The sequence below is a fragment of the Croceibacterium selenioxidans genome (assembly GCF_018599195.1).
In the GTDB taxonomy this organism is placed as follows: domain Bacteria; phylum Pseudomonadota; class Alphaproteobacteria; order Sphingomonadales; family Sphingomonadaceae; genus Croceibacterium_A; species Croceibacterium_A selenioxidans.
This window is the reverse complement of sequence record NZ_JAHFVK010000002.1, coordinates 872,735-891,454: the sequence shown is the minus strand read 5'-3', so window position 1 is coordinate 891,454 and position 18,720 is coordinate 872,735. Positions and strand designations below refer to the sequence as shown.

Here is an 18,720-nt window from a genome sequence, read left to right as displayed (position 1 = left end):
TTGACCCGAGCCGTGTCGCGGATTAGGGCGACAAGTATGAATGCCTTCGACGTCCTAGTTATCGGTGGTGGCCATTCCGGCTGCGAAGCGGCGTCCGTTTCCGCACGCATGGGTGCGCGCACGGCGCTGATCTCGTTCGACCTCGATGCGATTGGTGCGATGAGCTGCAATCCAGCGATCGGCGGACTTGGCAAGGGTCACCTCGTTCGCGAAGTCGATGCGTTGGATGGACTGATTGCCCGAGCGGCTGATGCCGCGGCGATACACTACCGCATGCTCAACCGCTCTAAGGGTAGCGCGGTATGGGGCCCTCGCGTTCAGGCGGATCGTCGTTTATTCAAGTCGGCTGTTCAACAGATGATTTCCCGGCAGCCGAATCTTACGACCATCGCGGGTGAGGCCGCTGCACTGGTTTTTGAGGGCGACCGCGTCCGAGGAGTTGAACTAGCCGACGGCAGCCGGATCGAGGCTAGCGCAATCGTTCTGTGCACTGGCACCTTTCTAGGTGGGTCGTTGTTCCGTGGTGAGGAACGCATGACGGGTGGGAGGATCGGTGAAGCATCGGCCCAGCGTCTCGCCGCGCAGTTGCGCGAGGCATCCTTGCCGATGGCCAGGCTCAAGACCGGAACTCCACCGCGCCTCGACGGTCGGACCATCGATTGGGGGCGCCTCGAAGAGCAGGCTTCGGACGCTCAACCTTGGACCATGTCGCCACTGTCGAACTCGCGTCCGAACCCTCAGGTGTTCTGCGCGATTTCACGAACCAACGTTCGTACTCATGAGATAATTCGTGAGAACCTCCATCGCTCTCCCTTGTTTACCGGTGCGATCGAGGCAGCGGGTCCCCGCTACTGCCCATCGATCGAGGACAAGATTCATCGGTTTGGTGATCGCGATGGACATCAGGTTTTTCTTGAGCCGGAGGGTTTGTCGACGCACCTGGTTTATCCGAACGGAGTCAGTACGTCCCTTCCAGGCGATGTGCAGTTGGACATGCTCCGGACGATGGAAGGGCTTGAACGGGTGGAGATCGTGGTTCCCGGCTATGCGGTCGAGTACGACCATATCGATCCGCGCGCGCTGGGTCAGGATCTGCAGCTTCACACAATGCCCGGGCTATATTGTGCGGGTCAGATCAACGGCACAACGGGCTACGAGGAGGCCGCTGCGCAAGGACTCTATGCCGGGATGCGTGCCGCTGCTGCGGTGCTAGGCCGGGAAGCGGTGAAGCTTGATCGAGGCAACAGCTACATTGCAGTCATGATCGACGATCTCACCTTGCACGGCGTGAGCGAGCCTTACCGGATGCTGACGGCGCGGGCAGAATATCGCCTGCGCCTTAGGGCGAACAACGCGACGACTCGCCTCACACCGCTGGCACTGGCGGCGGGATGCGTTGGGGATGAGCGGCGCAGCTGGTATTTGGATCGCGAAGCCTTGCGGTCCAGGTGGGCAGGTGCGCTTGAGAATGAAGTAAGGTCTTCAGACCTTGCCAACATAGGGATCTCGGTTCGCAGGGATGCCGGCCGTAAGACATTGGCCGAGTGGCTCCGCTATCCCGACGTAGATCTGGCGGCGCTCCGGCCCTGGATTGATTTGAATCTAGAAGTTGATTCTGAGATCGCTGGAGAGATGGCCGAGGATGCCTCTTACGCTCCTTACCTTGAACGGCAGGACAGTGAATTGAGGGAGCTTAGGTCCAGTGAGTCTGTTGTGCTGGGGCCGAATTTTCCTTTTCACCAAGTCCCGGGTCTCTCCAATGAGATGGTTGAGCGGCTAGCGACCGCGAAGCCAGCCAACTTGGCTGCCGCTGGCCGAGTCCGTGGGATCACTCCTGCCGCGCTCGCTGCGGTTCTTGTGTTCGCGCGGCGGCCTAACTCGGTGGCCGCATGATCGCCGGCGAAGGTGCGGCCCAAGCCTTCTGCGCGGCCCGGACCGATGTCGCGGGCATGGAACGGCTGCACGCTTTTGCCCGACTTCTCGGGGAGGAAAACGCGGTTCAAAATCTGGTCTCGACGGCCAGTCTCGAGGCCATTTGGCAACGACACTTCGCCGATAGTCTTCAGCTAATTGATTTTGTTCCACGTGAAACAGGCGCATGGTTGGACATGGGAAGTGGTGCCGGCTTTCCGGGCCTGGTGCTGGCCGCCGCCAGACCCGAGCTAAATCTGGTCCTTGTCGAATCACGTAAGCGCCGTTCTGAATGGCTCCTTCGCGCGGCACACTTTTTGGACTTAAAGAATTGCTCCGTTTTGGGAGCCCGTCTGGAAAACGTCGAGACCTTTCCTGCCGGGGTGATTACGGCCCGAGCTTTCGCTCCTTTGGGTAAGCTCCTGCAGTTGTCCGCCCGGTTTTCCACACGCAACACGGTGTGGCTGTTGCCCAAAGGGCGTTCGGCGGCGCAAGAACTGGAGACACAGCCGCTTCCGGTGCGAGACATGTTCCACGTGGAACAATCGCAAACTGACGAGGGAGGGGGCATCCTAGTGGGACAAGGGACACCGAAAGTCCGATGATCCGGATCGCGATAGCCAATCAGAAGGGTGGGGTCGGCAAGACGACTACCGCCATCAACATTGCCACGGCAATGGCAGCGGCAGGATGGAAAACCCTCCTGGTCGACCTCGATCCCCAGGGAAACGCTTCCACCGGCCTCGGCATTGAAGGGGCTCGGCGTGAGTTTTCCAGTTACGACCTCCTCGTCGAGCAGGCGAAAGTCGAAGACTGCACGGTCCCTACCAGCATTCCGGGGCTCGATGTTGTGCCTGCAACCGTTGATCTGAGCGGGGCGGAGATTGAATTGGTGACGGTCGAGAACCGCACCGGTCGTCTCGGCGCCGCACTGGCTGGTCATACAGAGCACGACGTATGCTTCATCGATTGTCCGCCGTCGCTCGGTCTTCTGACGTTGAACGCCTTGACTGCTGCAGACACCCTGATGGTGCCACTTCAATGTGAGTTCTTTGCCCTGGAGGGCCTCAGTCAGCTCCTGACCACGGTTGATCAAGTTCAGCAGCGCTTCAATCCAAACCTGGGGATCATCGGCATTGTGTTGACGATGTTCGACCGACGTAACCGCTTGACCGATCAAGTCGCGGAAGATGTGCGCGAATGCCTGGGCAAGCTGGTTTTCGAAGCGGTCATTCCGCGCAATGTCCGTCTGTCCGAAGCGCCCAGCCATGGCCTGCCGGCCCTGATTTATGACCAGTCCTGTGCGGGCAGCGTGGCCTACATGGCATTGGCCCGGGAACTTATCGGACGACTGCCTAAGGAGAGGGTTGCCGCATGAGCGCTGAAGATCGCATCGACTCGCGGGCCGTTCCCAAGCGTGGCCTGGGCCGGGGGCTTAGCGCCCTGATGGGAGAAATGCGTCGTGAGGAACCTCTAGTCGCCTCGGGACGTGAAGTCCCTGTAGGCCTGGAAGGTTCGACGGCCGACAAATTGGATTCCTCTGGTCTGGCCAGTCTTCCGGTAGCGGCCATAGAGCCGCATCCCGAACAGCCGCGGCGTCACTTCGACGAAACGGCGCTTGAGGAACTTTCAGTCTCGATCGCCGAGCGCGGTGTGATTCAGCCTGTGATCGTTCGCCCGCTGGCAGGCGGACGTTACCAGCTGGTTGCCGGCGAACGCCGGTGGCGCGCGGCGCAGAAGGCGCAACTCCATGAGATTCCCGCGTTAGTTCGCGATCTCGAAGAGCGCGACGTGATGGCGTTGGCTTTGATCGAGAACATCCAACGCGAAGATCTCAATCCGGTCGAGGAAGCGCGGGCCTATCAACGTCTGGGCGAGCGCGACGACTTGCCTCAGGCCGAGATCGCTCGTTTGGTTGGTAAGTCTCGTAGCCACGTCGCCAATCTCCAACGCTTGCTCTCGCTGCCTCGACCGGTTCTGGACCATCTGGAAGCAGGTCGCCTCGATATGGGGCACGGACGCGCCCTAGTGGGGCGCGAGGACGCTGAGGCGTTGGCGCAACGCGCGGTCGATCAGAAGCTTTCCGTTCGCGAAGTCGAGAAGCTCGCTCGCCGGGGGGGTACGCCTGTCAGGCGCCAGGCAAGGGATTCTCGCGATCCGGCCGGCGATGCGGATATCGCTGCAGTGCAGAACCATCTCGAGGAATTTCTCGGCCTCCCGGTAAGGATCGCAGCAGACACGGATCCCCGTTCTGGAGCCGTTACAATCCGCTATCGCACGCTCGATCAGCTCGACCTGATTTGCCAGCGCCTCACCGGGGGCGGAATCTAGCGTACATTCCTTACGTAAAACCCCGTAGTCGTTAACCACATTTGAAGACCAAGCTTGAACAGGCTCGACCGTAATGGGCTCGATGACGGGGGGAATTTCCCGTTCGAGTGACCGGTGTGCCTGGGGAATCGTTTCGAGGACACGCCGCTCACGCTTGGAAGGGGTTAACACATGAACTCGACTCTGCGTAACGCCGCTGTGGGCATGGCGATCGCCGCTCTCGGCTTTTCGACGTCTGCTTCGGCCGCGACCGCGACCGCGACGGCTCAGGCCAATATCCTGACTTCGCTCTCGGTGACCGCCACCGACGCCCTGCTTGACTTCGGTACTATCGCCAACAGTGGCGTGGGCGGCAACGTGACCGTCAACGCCTCTACCGGCGCGCGTACTTGCACCCCGGGCCTCGTTTGCACGGCCGGCGCTCCTGGCGTTGCCACGTTCCATGTGGCGGGCGAGAGCGGTCTCCCCGTCGCCATTTCGTTCACCAACCAGACGATCCAGCTTCAGAGCGGTGCGAACGTCTTGCCGCTGACGCTCGCCAGCCAGTACTCGACGCTCGTCCTTGGCCCGACGGGCAATGACTTCAACGTCGGCGGCACCCTGACGCTCGCGACGAACCAGGCTGCTGGCGTCTACAGCGGCCAGCTCGAAGTGGTTGTTGTTTATAACTAATTACGCCTAAGCCAGGCCGGCAGGATGGCCGGGCTGCACAAGCTGAGGCCGTTCCGCTTGCGGGCGGGACGGCCTTTGTGTTGGCGACCTGCTGCTAGGGTTTACGCCGAATTAACCCTGCTTGACTTAGGAAACGGACGACTACGTAAAACCCCTTAGCGAAAGGGACTTATGCCGTTCGTTCGATTGCGTCGTTCTGGCGCCGCTCTTTTCGTCACAATCGGTCTCAATCTAGTCCTGCCGGTCCCAGTCGCGGCGCAGGGCGACTTGCTGATCGCACCAACCCGCCTCGTCCTAGACGGCCGGCGTGGCGGTGAAGTCATTCTGTCAAACGTCGGAGCTGAAGAGGCTACGTACCGGGTCTCTCTCGAGCTGCGGCGGATGACCCCTGAAGGAAGCCTGGAACCCGTCGATTCCGCCGAGGCGAATATCGCCGAAGCGGCGGCGCTGGAGATGATCCGCTACGCACCGCGCCGGGTAGTCCTGCCTCCGGGTGAACCGCAAGCCATCCGTATCAGCGCGCGCCCCGGTGCCGATCTGCCCGATGGGGAATACCGGGTCCACATGTCCTTTGCGGCGATCCCGAAGGTCCAACCTATCGCCCAGTCGGAAGATGCTCCCGCTGATGGTTTCGTGGTCAAGATTACTCCGATTTACGGCATCACGATGCCAATCATTGTCCGCAAGGGACAACTCGAAGTCGTCGCCGGACTGGCCAATCCTCGGATCGAGCAGACTGAGGGCAGTTACGCTTTCGCGATCGATATCTCACGCTCCGGCGATGCCTCGCTTTACGGCGATCTCCTCGTCTACGGCAGCGGGAGCGAGCCTGTGTTCGTCGCCCGCGGCCTCGGCGTCTATCCCGAAATCGGCAGTCGCCACACCACGCTTCCGATCTCCGCCGACCAGGCCGCCGCCATGCACGGCCAGATCCGGGTCGAATTCCGCGAACCGGTTGCCGAAGGTGGCGTGCTCATCGCGTCGCTCAACGCCGTTTTGCGCTGAACCGGGCGCTTTCATACCACCCCATGCCTATGTTCGGTCTCTTACGGCTCAAGGCCGTCGCGACATTCGCGGCCGCCTGTTTGCCGTTTTGGGGCGCCGCCGCGCTGGCGCAAGACGGGCACTACACGCCGTCCGAGGAAGACTCTGTCCTGTTCCAACTCCAGGTGAAGCAATATCGCCTGATGAATGAAGTGCGCGGCTACCGGACTCCTGATGGAGTCTGTGTCGACCTCGCCGATCTAATTCAGTCTCTCGACATTCCTGTGCGCCTCGACAGGAAGTCGCGCCGCGCAACTGGCTGGATCTTCGCTGAAGAGCAGACCCTCACTATCGACCGGGACACAAGTACAGTACAAACCATGAACATGACGCGTGGCCTGCAGCCGGGCGAAATTCATGACACGCCCGAGGGATGGTGCATCGATACCCGGTCTCTGGGGGGATGGCTTGGCGTCACCCTGACGCCCAACCTCCGCAACTCCTCGCTCACGATCGACAGCGAGAAACGTCTTCCGTTTGTCGACGCGATCGAGCGGCAAAGTCGCGCCGCGCGACTGCACCCGGAGCGCGAACGCACCGACTTCAGCGCCTATCCGCAAGCACGACAACCCTACGCCCTATGGCGCATGCCCTCCGTCGATGTCGTTGCCCAGGCCAACTACAATCACGGCGGCCGCCATTCACAACTCAATACGCGGTATGAGATATTTGCCAGCGGCGAAGTGGCCCGAGCCAGCTTCGACCTACGCCTCGCGTCCGACAGCGACGGTGTGCCTGACAGCCTGAGGATTCGCGCCTACCGCATGGATCCCGATCGGGGCCTGCTAGGGCCGCTGAAGGCCACACAGGCCGTGGCTGGCGATGTCGACATGATCTCCGGCAACTTGGCCGGTGCGAGCGGAGCGGGGAGGGGCGCGTTCATCAGCAACCGCGCTCTCGACCAATCCGATCGCTTCGGCACCACTATCTTGCGCGGAACGCTGCCCCTCGGCTGGGATGCGGAACTCTATCGCAATGGCCAGTTGTTAGCCTTCCAGAACAACAAGCCGGACGGCCGCTACGAATTCGAAGTGAACCTGCTTTTCGGCAATAACGATCTCGATGTGGTGTTGTACGGGCCCCAGGGTCAAATTCGCCGGGAAAGCAAGGATATCCAGATCGGCTACGATTCGCTTCCACCCGGCACGATCGAGTACTGGGCGGGAGTCATCCAGCGGAATCATGATTTGATCTCGTTCGGCCGTCCGCCACCGGGAAGCCGGCTCGACGCTGGATGGCAATACGCAGCCGGGGCGCAATATGGCCTCGATCGCCGCACGGTGATCGGGGCGAATGCGCATTCGCTCTACTATGCCCTTCGGCGGCGTGATTACCTCGAACTCAATCTTCAGCGGGCGCTTGGTCCCGTGCTGATCAATCTGAGCGGCGCTCAGGAACTCGGTCGCGGGCGCGCCTATAAGCTTGATATGATTGGTAAAATAGGACAGCTAAACATTCAGGGGCAAAGCCTGCTGGTTGACGGCAGCTTCGTGAGCGGACTGATCGACCCGCGGGACAAGACCTCGCATAGCCTGAATGTGGATACGTTCCTTCCTTCCCAGCGGATGCCGATATCCCTGTCGGGAGGCATGAAAATCACCGATCGGCGCGACGGTAGCCAGGTCAACGAAGCGGCAGCTCGCGCTTCGTTGCTGATGCCCCGGGTTTCGCTGACCGGATATGTCACCTATCGTGACACGGTCGGCCAGTCCGACTGGGACGACGGCACCCGTATAGGCCTTCTCGCCAATACCCGCTTTCTGGGCCTGACTGCGCGCGGCGAGGCCTCATACAAGGTGGACGGTCAGCAAACCGGGTTCGACAAAGCCTCCCTGACGATTGAAAAGAACCTCGGCGGCTTGTCCGAACTGCGGCTTGATATCGAACATACTCACCGCACCGGCACCACTGAGTTCGATCTCGGTCTGATCCGCCAGTTCCGCAAAGTGGCGATCACCGCCAGCGGCAGCGTCGACACCGAAGGAAGCGTTGGCGCGAATGTCGCGCTCAACTTCAGCCTGGGCCAAGACCCGCTAACGGGGCGGTGGCGCCTGTCGAGCGAGAAGCTGGCCCAGCGCGGCCAAGCGGCCATCTCGGTCTTTCTCGACGAGAACGGAGACGGCCGTCGCTCGGACGACGAAGAGCCACTGACAAGTGTGGGAGTGAACGCGGGTGCGGTAGGGTCGAGCGAGCCGACCGACCAGCTCGGCCATACCATCGTCGAAGGGCTTCAGCCCTATCAGAAAGTCCTGATCGGCATCGATGAATCGACGCTGCCGGATCCCTTCCTCATGCCGCAAGGCAAAGGTGTCGTGGTGACTCCGCGACCGGGCATATCCTCTGTGATCGAGATCGCCGTGAGCCCGACCGGTGAGGTCGAGGGCACTCTGAACGGTCCGGAAAACGTTCCGCTCGCGGGAGCCAAGCTCAACCTGATAGACTGCAACGGCGCGGTCGCGGCGAGTACCGTCAGCGAATATGACGGGTTCTTCCTGTTCGACCGCGTGGTCTACGGCAGGTATCAGCTGCGTCTGGCGTCAGACAGTCAAGCGGTTCTCGGCGTTGACGCCCACGTGGCGGACGGGATCGAGATAGGCCCGCAACAAACGATCGACCGCCTGGGGACGGTTCGGCTCCACTTGGCGTCGCAGATCGCTCACGGCCCCCGATCGCAAGGACAGACGGGACCTTGAAGCGCTAGATGCGGCTCGCGATCAGCGCCGCCAGCGCTTCGAAACCAGCTTGGTCCTTGTCATCGAAACGTGAGGGCAGGGGGCTGTCCAGGTCGATCACGGCAATCACTTCACGATCGCGAACGACCGGTACGACGAGTTCCGAGCGGCTCGCCGCGTCGCAGGCGATGTGCCCGGGGAAGGCGTGGACATCGGGCACGAGCTGCGTTTGCGCCAAGGCCGCCGCCGTCCCGCATACGCCTTGGCCAAGCGGAATGCGAATGCAGGCAGGCTTACCGCAGAACGGCCCCAACACCAGTTCTCCTCCGATCCTTCGATAGAACCCGGCCCAGTTGAGGTCCGGCACCAACTGCCAAACGAGCGCGGCGAGGTTCGCCATGTTGGCCACTTCATCGGGCTCGCCCGACGTCAATGCGTCGGCAGCAGAGAGCACTTCACGGTAGAGTTCTTCCTTGGGAAGGTCGGGGTCATTGGCAAAGTCGAACATGACCTTTGGTATCTAGGCGCAGATTGCGTTGCCGGAAAGGCGCGCTTGGCTTATTTCGGCGCACCATGAGGATACTGAAAAAGCTCGCCATCAGCCTTTTGGTCTTGATCGTTCTCCTCGCCATCGTGGGATGGTGGGTGACCCGGGGCGTCCCTGCCACGCTCACGCTTGATCAGGTCACCGGCACCGATCCGGTGCTGGCGGAGCCCGATCCCCAGCTGATCCCGACGGTCGGGGTCGCCACGCCAATTGGCTGGCCCGACGGCGCCGCCCCCGAAGCCGCTGAAGGACTCAAGGTCAATCGGTTTGCCGAAGGGCTGAATCATCCGCGCGTGATCTACACGATGCCCAATGGCGACGTAATCGTTGCGCAGTCCAACGCACCTGAGCGGGTCGTTGCCGGCGGAAATCCGATCACCAACGCGATCGCGGGCTTTCTGTTTCGCAAAGCCGGCGCCGCGGTTCCCTCTCCGAACAACCTGATCCTGCTGCGCGACGCGGATGGTGATGGCGTGGCCGAAGTGAAGCGCGAAATCCGCAGCGGCCTCTCTTCGCCATCGGGAATCGCTTGGCGCGACGGCAAGCTCTACGTCGCCAATCACGATGCTCTGCTGCGCTTCGACTATGCTGAAGGCGCCGATGCGGTCACCGGTGATCCCGTCAAGCTGATGGACTTGCCTGCCGCGGGCAATCACTGGATGCGCAATATCGTCCTCAACGATGAAGGCACCAAGCTCTTCGTAGCGGTCGGTTCGGCGTCCAACATCGGCGAAGGCGGAATGGACATCGAAGAAGGCCGCGCGGCGATACACGAACTCGATCTCGTGACCGGCAAGACCCGCATTTTCGCCACCGGGCTGCGTAATCCGAATGGCTTGGCCTGGAATCCGTGGAGCGGCGAGCTGTGGGTGACCGTCAACGAGCGCGACCAGCTCGGTTCCGACCTCGTGCCCGACTACCTCACCAACGTGCCGGTGGGCGCCACCTACGGCTGGCCCTGGCTCTACTGGGGCGAGAATGTCGACGACCGAGTCGACGCGCCAATGCCGAACTTCCTCGTCGAATATAGCCGAACACCCGAATTCGCCCTCGGGCCACATGTCGCGGCGCTTGGGCTGACGTTCACCCGAGAGGGTGCGCGCATGGGAGATGCCTTCAACCAGGGCGCCTTCATCGCTCGCCATGGCTCGTGGAACCGCAAGCCGCCCGCTGGTTACGATGTGGTGTTCGTGCGCTTCGACGAGCGCGGTAATCCCGTTGGTAAGTCGGTCCAGGTGCTCAAGAGCTTCCTTGCCGGCAAAGGGGAAACCCACGGCCGCCCGACATGGGTGGCGTGGGATAAGACGGGTGGCCTACTTGTCAGCGACGACACGGGTAACATCATCTGGCGGGTGATTTCACCCACCGCCACGCCGGCCGGCGCTCCTAAACGCCTGCAGGTGCCGCACATGCCGCCACAGCGCGAGCTGACCGGCGATCCGTCACGTGCCTTTCAGCAGCCACCGCCGGATATCCTTCCAGGCGGAAATTGAGTTTTAGGTTGCCGGAAGGGCCCGCCCGGCGCGGCCCGCCAGCTCGGTAATGAAGTGCCAGGCGACGCGCCCGGAGCGCGCGCCCCGGCGCTTTGCCCACTCAAGAGCTTCGCCTTCGGTCCAGTCCAGGCCGTATTCTTCGACGTAACCGCGAACGATCGCGAGGTATTCGTCTTGCGAGCAGGCGTGGAAACCGAGCGAGAGGCCGAACCGGTCTGCCAGGGCAAGCTGGTCGTCAACCGCATCGCGCGGATTGAGCGGATCGTCCTGCTCGACGTGATGGCGCGCTACGATCGCGCGGCGATTGGAAGTGACCGCGAGGCGAACATTGCCCGGCCGCGCCTCGACCCCGCCATCGAGCCAACTGCGTAAATGGCGCGGACCGGCCGCGTCTTCGGCGGCAAAGCCCAAGTCGTCGATGAAAACCAGGAACTGGCGGTCAATCGAAGCGAGGCGCGTGAACAACGCGGTGAGAGACGTCACGGCGTCGGTTGCGATCTGGACCAGGGCGATACGGCCAGGAACTTCGTCTTGAGCGGCGCGAACGGATGAGCGAACCAGGGCCGACTTGCCCATTCCGCGAGAGCCCCAGAGTAACATGTCGTGCGCCGCGTGACCGCGCGCCAGGCGCAGGACGTTTTCGGCTGCAGCGGCCTTCTGCCTGTCGATCCCGCGCAGGAGTTCGAGACGCGGGGCGTCGATGCGCAAGACGGGTCGGGCAGAAGTGCCTTCCCACACATAGGCGGGGGCGGAAGTCCAATCGGTGGCTTGGTCATTCATCGCGGTGTGGCCTATAGCGCGCGGCGATGGGCGGCAAGCAGGCACCTGAGTGGTTGGCAGCGGATGCGGACGGAATTGCCCGCGCGGCTAGCCTGTTGCGCGCTGGTGAGCTCGTCGCGGTTCCGACCGAGACCGTTTACGGCCTTGCGGCTCGGGCCGATCGGGAAGCGGCGGTCGCGGCAATCTACCGCGCCAAGGGCCGGCCCGACTTCAACCCCCTGATTGTGCACGTCGCGTCGCCTGAGATGGCCAGGTGCCTGGCCGTTTTCGATGACCGTGCCGAGGCCCTGGCGGCCCATTTCTGGCCCGGCCCTTTAACGCTGGTGCTGCCGGCGTGTGCGGAAAGTCCGATCGTTCCGGCCGTTACCGCGGGCCTCGCGACCGTGGCTTTACGCATGCCCGATCATCCCGCGATGCGTGAGTTGCTGAACGAAGTGGGCGTACCGCTCGCCGCGCCTTCGGCCAATCGCAGCGGTTCGGTCAGTCCGACGACACCGCAACATGTCGCCGACTCCCTGGGAGCGGGGGTTTCCGCCATACTCGACGGAGGGGCCTGCCCGCGCGGGCTTGAATCGACGATCGTTGCCCTGCGAGATGATGGTGCCTGGCAGCTCCTGAGGCAAGGGCCCGTTACGGAAGCCGAACTCGCCGAAAGGCTGGGCCCAGCCAAACCGCTTGCCAACGCGCGGATCGAAGCACCGGGCCAGCTTGCGCAGCACTATTCCCCGGGAAAACCCGTCCGGCTGGGAGCCGAACGCGCAGAAGCCGACGAGTTCTTCATTGGCTTCGGGCCGATCGAAGGTGATTGCTCTCTATCGGAAACCGGCGACCTCGCTCTGGCCGCGGCGCGGCTCTATGCGTGCCTGCACGAGGCCGCGGGCTCGGTGCGACCGCGCGTGGCCGTGGCTCCGGTCCCAGATGAGGGCATCGGCGCGGCGATCAACGACCGGTTGCGCAGAGCGGCTGCTTAGCCCGCCGGTTCTGCCGGGATGCTCGGCAAGAGAATCTGCATTTCGGCATAAGTGTCTCGGGCGTCGTCACAGGCGCGCCGGTCGCCGTCCTGGCATCGCGTCATCTGCTTTTCATAGTCGCGGCGCAGCTTTCCGAGCCGCTCTTCACGCTGGCGGATTTCGCGTCCGCGCTTCTGGTCGGCTTCAGACTGGCTTGTGGTGGCCGCGTCGACGCCGGCACTCGCAACCTTGACTGGCAGGGTCACGACATCGACCGCGGTTTTCGCCAGGCAACCGCTGAGCAAAATAGCCGCGGCAGGGACAAGCAGGAGGGTCGGACGCAAGGGGGCAGGGCGGGGCATCGGCGATCCTTTCGCCGGCTTCCTGCCCTATCGCAAGTGAGCAAGCAATGAACTGCTTGCCAGCGCCGTGATCAGACGCCTCCTATCCCCGCTGACACGCGACTTTTCCGGAACCCATGCGCGAGACGGTGCAGGTGGCGGTGCCCGCGATATCGACATCACCGCTACCGACGATCGAAACGTTGGCGTTGTTGTCGACCATCAGGTCCGCATCGCCGGATCCCACGATCGAGACCGCGGCCGTCGTGCTACGCATCTCCCGGGCGTGCACGGCGCCGGATCCTGCGACGGAAACCCGCGAACGGCCCGCGCTTCCGCGCGCCGTCAGGTCCCCCGACCCGGCCACTGAGAAGTTCGCCTCACCGACCTGCATCGAAGCAATGTCGATCTCGCCCGAGCCTGCCACCGAACCGGCGAAGCTGTCGCCCTGGACGCGGTCGAGATACATGTTACCGGATCCGGCAAGCGAGGCGGCTTCGATGCGAGGCAGCGTCACATAGAACGTGGCTGGGGCCATCCATGTCCAGTCATGGTCTTGCCGATACTCCTCCTTGGGCTGGATCTTGAGTTTGTCGCCCTCGACCAGGACCTCGAAGCGGTCCAGAGCCTCGGCTGGGCCGTCCGCGTAAACCGAGTGGCCGCCGCCCACGGTGACGATGACCCGATGGGGTCCAACGGTCGTCACCTCGTCAAATGCTCCGACGCTATAGCTGCGTGTTCCGGCAGGCGCCTCGACCGCCGCACCCTCCTGCGCCATTCCAAGGGTCGTGCCAAACGCCAGTGCCGCGCCAAGCGACATGGCTGCAACTAATGTCCGCATCGCAATCTCTCCCACAACCGATGGAGGGGTATAAACGATTACAGATGTAGTCAATGCCTGCCTTCATTCGGCGGGCTGGGCGACTCCCTGGCACTTCACGGAGCCGGAACCCATTTTGTTGGCTTTGCAGCGGGCGTTGCCAGTGACGGTAACGTCTCCCGACCCCATGATATTGGCCTCCACTTCGCCGTCGGACATGAAAGCCGCGTTGCCCGATCCCATGATGTTGACCTCCGCCCGTTGGGTCTTGAGGCCCTCCATCCTGGCATTGCCGCTGCCGGCAATGGACAGCGTCAGCGCTTCGGCGAGGCCGCTGCCGATAAAATCGCCGCTACCGGTGATTGAAACCTCCAGCCGCGAGACTGCGATCCTCGGCGCTTCCAGCGTGCCGGAACCGGTCACCGATACTTCCGCCTGATTGGCGAGGGCCGAAGTCGTCATGTGGCCTGAACCGACGAGCGTCAGATTGCGTGGTGCCGGCATCGTAACCCTGACCGTCGCGGGTTTTCCGCCCCACTCGCTCCACATCGAGGTCGCACGCGAAACGCCTAAAGTGCCGTGATTGAGGGTAAAGCGCAGCTTGTCTGCCTCTTCCCCTTCGGCTGTCACGCGGAAGGGTGTCCCTTCGGTAATGATGACCTTGTCGGGCCCAAGCAAGGCCACACCCGTTGGAGCTTCTCCCGCTAGGTCCAGTTCCTCAAGCGGAACACCTTCTCCATCGAATCCCATCGAGCATCCGGCGAGAGCGCCGGCAATCGCGAACACCGCGATCGAAGCGAATGACCTCACAAACCGGCCGGTGTGCATGGGTGGCCTCCATTCTGTTCCGTATTACTGGTATAATACAGCAAGCAGCTAACGACAATCGCGGTTCGTCGAATGCGATGGGAAGTTCGACGAAGCGGTAAGGGGGAGGGAGTTCCCGCCCATACGAAAAGGGCCGCCGAGGATTCCCCCGGCGGCCCTTCCAGCCCCAAAGCGCCTGGCTCAGGCGTCTTCGGTGGTGCTCTCGTAATATTGCGGCGCGTGCGTCTTCAGCACGTCCAGGATCTTGGCGAGTGCAGCGGGCTCGTCAGTCTTTTCCATCGCCGCCAGTTCGCGCGCCAAGCGGCTGGAAGCCGCTTCGAAGATCTGGCGTTCGGAATAGCTCTGTTCCGGCTGGTCTTCTGGCCGGAACAGGTCACGGGTCACTTCGGCGATCGAAACCAGATCGCCCGAGTTGATCTTGGCTTCGTATTCCTGGGCGCGGCGCGACCACATGGTGCGCTTGACCTTGGGCTTGCCCTTGAGGGTTTCCATCGCTTCCTTCAGCGTCTTGTCGCTGGAAAGCTTGCGCATGCCGATCGATTCAACCTTGTTGACCGGCACGCGGAGCGTCATCCGCTCCTTTTCAAAACGAAGCACATAAAGTTCGAGCTTCATTCCGGCGATTTCTTCGCTCTGTAGCTCGATCACACGGCCCACGCCGTGCTTTGGGTATACCACGTAATCGCCGACGTCGAAGGCGGGTGCATTCGCAGCCATTTATTATCCTTTCACACCGGCAAGCCTGGGGCAGTGAGCGTCAACAGCAAAACCGGCCGCAAAGGTCTGGAAAGCGGCCTGGTTGGTCCAACTTTTCAACGCTGCTGGAGGGGCCTGCCTTCCTTTATAGCCTGCCGCCCGACCCGAATTGGGGGCAGTTCCCCCATTATATAGCAGATTCGCACGAAAATTGCCACCCCACCCACCGGCGTGGGTGAAGCGGCAAAGAATCTGGCACGATTAGCTCGATGGCGAGCCCGCGGGGGCTATCAGTCGCCTTCGCCAGGTTCGGGAGTGAAGTACTTTTCGAACTTCCCTTCTTCGCCCTTGTGATCGTCGGCATCTTCCGGCGGATCCTTGCGTTCGGTAATGTTGGGCCACTCGGCGGAAAACTTCGAGTTCAGCTCAAGCCATTGCTCCAAACCGCCTTCGGTGTCGGGCAAGATCGCTTCCGCAGGGCATTCGGGTTCGCACACGCCACAATCGATGCACTCCGAAGGATTGATGACCAGCATGGTCTCTCCTTCGTAGAAACAGTCGACAGGGCAGACCTCGACGCAGTCCGTGTACTTGCACTTGATGCATGCATCGGTGACGACATAGGTCATTGCTCAACGTTCCCTTCTTCTTGCCGCGCCCCGTTGTCATCCCGCGCGTCGCCGCCGCCTAGGTCCATTGGCTGCCCACCGTCAAGCGGGCGATAACATTCGTGGGCTTCGGCCGCCGGCCCGCGCCGGGTGGGAAGACGCAGCAATTCGATGACCAACACGACTTTCGACAACGGCAGAGTGAGGACGTCTCCCGGTTGTACCGCGAGATCCTGCCGCACCACGCGCTGCCCGTTGTGCCGGATGTGACCTTCAGCGATCCAACGCTGCGCAACGGCGCGGCTGCGCGCGAACCGCAAGAAGAATAGGAGGCGGTCGATCCGCATTTCCAGCTAGCGGACGAGGTCCGCCAAAGCGGCAAACGCGCTGCCTTGGGGCGCGGGTCGCGGAGCGGACTGTGGCGCGGACCGATCCTTCCGCGGAGGGCGCCAACTCCAGCGCACCGGCGTAGGCGGCCCGAACGCGCCCTCGGCCAGTTGCCGGGCAACCCCGGGTCGAAATCCCGCGTCGCGCATGAGCAGGCGGAAGTTGTCAGGCGAGAGTCCCATCGAAGTCGCCAGCGCGACATCGATCGAAAAGCCGCGTCCCGGCGACCTGGCTCGTTGGTCGTGGGCCGCACGAAACAGCTTTTCCGCCATGTCGACCCGGATCGCCTGGCTTCCTGCCCGGCGGTAACCCGCCGGGAGAGGGCCTTTGAGTGAAATGACAGGCTCCATCCGTTCGCGAAGCGGACGCCGATCGACTCCGATCGCGTTGAGCAACTGTCGCGGGGCGGGCTTCAGCAACGCGGGTACGAATACGTCGAGCGCGCCAATGGTGACCCCAAGCCTGCGCAACAAGGGCCGCTTATCCTTCGGCACATGGGCCAGCCCAGCGGCCTCCCGACCGATCGAGCCGCCCCCAGCGGCGAGGGTCAGGAGCAGCGCGCGAACCTCGCTGCCGGCCTCTGGGGACAGCGCGCCTTCTTCAAGGGCACGCAAAGGGGCCAGCGGTACGAGCGAGCTTTCCAGCCACACCTCCAGCGCCCCTGTAAGACGCGCCTTCTGCGCGTGATCGAGTACGGCCAATTCGCGCGCTAGAAGCAGACGCGGTCGGCTGGCGGACTTGCCCCGTTCGAGCTGCGCCACCGCCCGACCTTCGCGAAGGACCTGGCCCTTTTCGATGGTGAGCTCGCCCAGTTCTTCGCGCACCAGGGCCTGCGCCTTCAGCGCCAGAAGTTGTGGGAGATGACGCTCGGCTGCGGCGAGCATGAGTTTGCGGTCTTCGTGGCTGGCGCCGGCGTCGACCACGAAGCGGAAGCCCTCGAGATGCCCGATGGGTTGGTCCTCGACCATGACCTGTCCGGCCTCATCAAGCGTTACTCGCAGCATTCCGGCGTCCTTCCCCACGGTCTTCATCAAGATGGCTGTACGGCGGTTGACGAACCGCTCGGTTAGCCTTTGGTGCAACGCGTCCGACAAGCGCGCCTCGGCCGCCCGAGCGCGGGCTGCCATCTCATCCCGCGCCAGAACCCAGTCGGGCCGCTGGCATATATAGGCCCAGCTGCGGATTGCCGCGATGCGCCCCTGCAGCGTGTCGATGTCGCCTTCGGTGCGGTCAAGCTCTGCGATGCGGGCGGCCACGAAGTCCACTCCGATCTGCCCTTCGCGCAAGTCTTGCCACAGGCGGGCCACGAAACGCGCATGGAGGTCCGGACCTTGCTGCCGGAAGTCGGGCAGCTGGCACGTTTCCCAGAACCGGCGGACCAAACCCGACGTCTTGACGCCTTCAGCGATCGCGGGATCGTCCACCAGGCGCCTTAGAACCGCAAGGTCGATCGCCTCAGGCGCCGCAGCGAGCTCTGGAATGCCGGACTTGGCCTCGAGATCGGCGATCAGCGTCGCAAGGGAATCGAAGCGCGGTTCTGCCTCGCGCCAGAACAAGTGCGTCAGCGGGGCGAAGCGGTGCTGCTCGATCGCGTAGACCTCGTCGTCGGCGAATTCCAGCGCGCCCCCGTTACGGCTGCCGCCGAGTGTTCCGAACGTCCCGTCTTGCTGGTGACGCCCGGCCCGGCCGGCGATCTGCGCCATTTCTGCAGGAGTCAGGCGCCGCTGACGCACTCCGTCGAACTTGCTCAGCGAAGCGAAGGCGACGTGGCTGACGTCAAGGTTCAGGCCCATGCCGATGGCGTCAGTGGCGACGATGTAGTCCACCTCGCCTGATTGGAACAATTCGACCTGACGATTGCGCGTTTCCGGGCTCAGCGCACCCATGACGACGGCGGACCCGCCCCGGAACCGGCGCAGCATTTCCGCCACGGCATAGACCTGCTCGACCGAGAACGCGACGACGGCGGAACGGGGCGGCAGGCGGGAGAGCTTGCACGAACCGGCGTGGCTGAGGGTCGAAAAGCGCGGGCGGGTTTCAACTTCGATGCCCGGCAGAAGGGCGCGCACCATGGGTTCGACGGTGGACGAGCCAAGCAGCATCGTCTCCTCCCGACCGCGGGCGTGGAGCAGTCGATCGGTGAAGATATGTCCTCGCTCGCGATCCGCGGCGAGTTGCACTTCGTCCACCGCGACGAAGGCAAGTTCTCCGGCAGTGCGTGGCATGGCTTCAGCAGTACAGAGGAAATAGCGCGCGCCCGGCGGCTCAATCCGCTCCTCCCCTGTTATCAGGGCGACCTGGCCATCGCTCTTGATCGCACGGACCTTGTCGTAAACCTCGCGCGCCAGCAGCCGCAACGGGAAGCCGATCGCGCCGCTCGAGTGGCCGCAAAGCCGTTCGATGGCGAGGTGGGTCTTGCCGGTATTGGTCGGGCCCAGGACGGCGCGCAACCGGCTGTCGGAACGGGTCTTACTCACAGTGTAGCCAGTGTGGGGCCGGTCTGCGTCATGCGCAAGGCAGCGTTATTGGCTGTGCCCCGGGATTCGACCCGCCGCAGAGTGGACTCGGCTGGTCGGGGTTTAGAGCAAATTAACTTTATCCCGGCACAGGCTTTTGACAGAGATACCGCCGGGTCGGGTC

Annotated in this window: 18 protein-coding genes; 9 read left to right on the top strand and 9 right to left on the bottom strand. The window is 62.8% G+C overall.

Annotation, left to right across the window (positions count from 1 at the left end; all coding sequences use genetic code 11):
• The first annotated feature begins 36 nt into the window (after positions 1 to 36).
• The 7 genes from mnmG (at position 37) to KK137_RS13050 (ending at position 8,651) form a co-directional block, all read left to right on the top strand.
• Positions 37 to 1,893, top strand: coding sequence for a tRNA uridine-5-carboxymethylaminomethyl(34) synthesis enzyme MnmG (gene mnmG, locus KK137_RS13080; RefSeq protein ID WP_214536956.1), 1,857 nt, complete (start codon positions 37 to 39; stop codon positions 1,891 to 1,893).
• Positions 1,890 to 2,516, top strand: a complete 627-nt coding sequence (rsmG, locus tag KK137_RS13075) for a 16S rRNA (guanine(527)-N(7))-methyltransferase RsmG (protein ID WP_214536952.1) — start codon at positions 1,890 to 1,892, stop codon at positions 2,514 to 2,516. Before mnmG ends, rsmG begins: the two co-directional genes overlap by 4 nt.
• The gene (locus KK137_RS13070) at positions 2,513 to 3,289 is read left to right on the top strand and encodes a ParA family protein (protein ID WP_214536951.1); all 777 of its coding nucleotides are present in this window, start codon (positions 2,513 to 2,515) and stop codon (positions 3,287 to 3,289) included. Before rsmG ends, KK137_RS13070 begins: the two co-directional genes overlap by 4 nt.
• Entirely contained in the window at positions 3,286 to 4,242 is a 957-nt protein-coding gene (locus KK137_RS13065; RefSeq protein WP_214536950.1) for a ParB/RepB/Spo0J family partition protein, read from the top strand. The genes KK137_RS13070 and KK137_RS13065 overlap by 4 nt, the downstream gene beginning before the upstream one ends.
• Before the next feature lie 171 nt (positions 4,243 to 4,413).
• Complete coding sequence (locus KK137_RS13060; RefSeq protein WP_214536949.1) at positions 4,414 to 4,914, top strand: DUF4402 domain-containing protein; 501 nt, start codon at positions 4,414 to 4,416, stop codon at positions 4,912 to 4,914.
• A gap of 171 nt (positions 4,915 to 5,085) precedes the next feature.
• Positions 5,086 to 5,919, top strand: a complete 834-nt coding sequence (locus tag KK137_RS13055) for a fimbrial biogenesis chaperone (RefSeq protein WP_250893854.1) — start codon at positions 5,086 to 5,088, stop codon at positions 5,917 to 5,919.
• A gap of 29 nt (positions 5,920 to 5,948) precedes the next feature.
• The gene (locus tag KK137_RS13050) at positions 5,949 to 8,651 is read left to right on the top strand and encodes an MSCRAMM family protein (RefSeq protein WP_214536947.1); all 2,703 of its coding nucleotides are present in this window, start codon (positions 5,949 to 5,951) and stop codon (positions 8,649 to 8,651) included.
• 4 nt (positions 8,652 to 8,655) lie between these two features.
• Here KK137_RS13050 and KK137_RS13045 read toward each other — a convergent pair whose 3' ends face one another.
• A complete protein-coding gene (locus KK137_RS13045) occupies positions 8,656 to 9,138 on the bottom strand; it encodes a GAF domain-containing protein (protein WP_214536946.1) in 483 nt (160 codons plus the stop codon).
• A gap of 65 nt (positions 9,139 to 9,203) precedes the next feature.
• Between KK137_RS13045 and KK137_RS13040 the strand changes: the two genes are divergently transcribed.
• Complete coding sequence (locus KK137_RS13040) at positions 9,204 to 10,670, top strand: PQQ-dependent sugar dehydrogenase (RefSeq protein WP_214536944.1); 1,467 nt, start codon at positions 9,204 to 9,206, stop codon at positions 10,668 to 10,670.
• Between the two features lie 3 nt (positions 10,671 to 10,673).
• On the opposite strand, the gene KK137_RS13035 is transcribed toward KK137_RS13040, so the two are convergent.
• Positions 10,674 to 11,450 (bottom strand): ATP-binding protein, encoded by a 777-nt coding sequence (locus KK137_RS13035; RefSeq protein ID WP_214536942.1) that lies wholly within the window; start codon positions 11,448 to 11,450, stop codon positions 10,674 to 10,676.
• A gap of 26 nt (positions 11,451 to 11,476) precedes the next feature.
• Between KK137_RS13035 and KK137_RS13030 the strand changes: the two genes are divergently transcribed.
• Entirely contained in the window at positions 11,477 to 12,421 is a 945-nt protein-coding gene (locus KK137_RS13030) for an L-threonylcarbamoyladenylate synthase (protein ID WP_214536940.1), read from the top strand.
• Here the strand turns inward: KK137_RS13030 and KK137_RS13025 are convergent.
• The 7 genes from KK137_RS13025 to KK137_RS12995 all read right to left on the bottom strand — a co-directional run bounded on the left by KK137_RS13025 (position 12,418) and on the right by KK137_RS12995 (position 18,557).
• Positions 12,418 to 12,762 (bottom strand): hypothetical protein, encoded by a 345-nt coding sequence (locus tag KK137_RS13025; protein WP_214536939.1) that lies wholly within the window; start codon positions 12,760 to 12,762, stop codon positions 12,418 to 12,420. The two genes, KK137_RS13030 and KK137_RS13025, sit on opposite strands and share 4 nt — an antisense overlap.
• An 82-nt stretch (positions 12,763 to 12,844) precedes the next feature.
• Complete coding sequence (locus KK137_RS13020; RefSeq protein ID WP_214536938.1) at positions 12,845 to 13,582, bottom strand: head GIN domain-containing protein; 738 nt, start codon at positions 13,580 to 13,582, stop codon at positions 12,845 to 12,847.
• A 63-nt stretch (positions 13,583 to 13,645) separates the two neighbouring features.
• On the bottom strand, positions 13,646 to 14,389 hold the full coding sequence (locus KK137_RS13015; protein WP_214536936.1) for a head GIN domain-containing protein: 744 nt from the start codon (positions 14,387 to 14,389) through the stop codon (positions 13,646 to 13,648).
• A gap of 180 nt (positions 14,390 to 14,569) precedes the next feature.
• On the bottom strand, positions 14,570 to 15,106 hold the full coding sequence (locus tag KK137_RS13010; RefSeq protein WP_214536934.1) for a CarD family transcriptional regulator: 537 nt from the start codon (positions 15,104 to 15,106) through the stop codon (positions 14,570 to 14,572).
• 269 nt (positions 15,107 to 15,375) lie between these two features.
• Positions 15,376 to 15,714 carry a ferredoxin FdxA gene (fdxA, locus tag KK137_RS13005; RefSeq protein ID WP_214536932.1) on the bottom strand — a complete coding sequence of 113 codons (339 nt, stop codon included), beginning with the start codon at positions 15,712 to 15,714 and terminating at the stop codon, positions 15,376 to 15,378.
• Positions 15,711 to 16,040 (bottom strand): S4 domain-containing protein, encoded by a 330-nt coding sequence (locus tag KK137_RS13000; RefSeq protein ID WP_214536930.1) that lies wholly within the window; start codon positions 16,038 to 16,040, stop codon positions 15,711 to 15,713. The genes fdxA and KK137_RS13000 overlap by 4 nt, the downstream gene beginning before the upstream one ends.
• Positions 16,041 to 16,046: 6 nt before the next feature.
• Entirely contained in the window at positions 16,047 to 18,557 is a 2,511-nt protein-coding gene (locus KK137_RS12995; RefSeq protein WP_338028079.1) for a helicase-related protein, read from the bottom strand.
• Positions 18,558 to 18,720 lie beyond the last annotated feature (163 nt).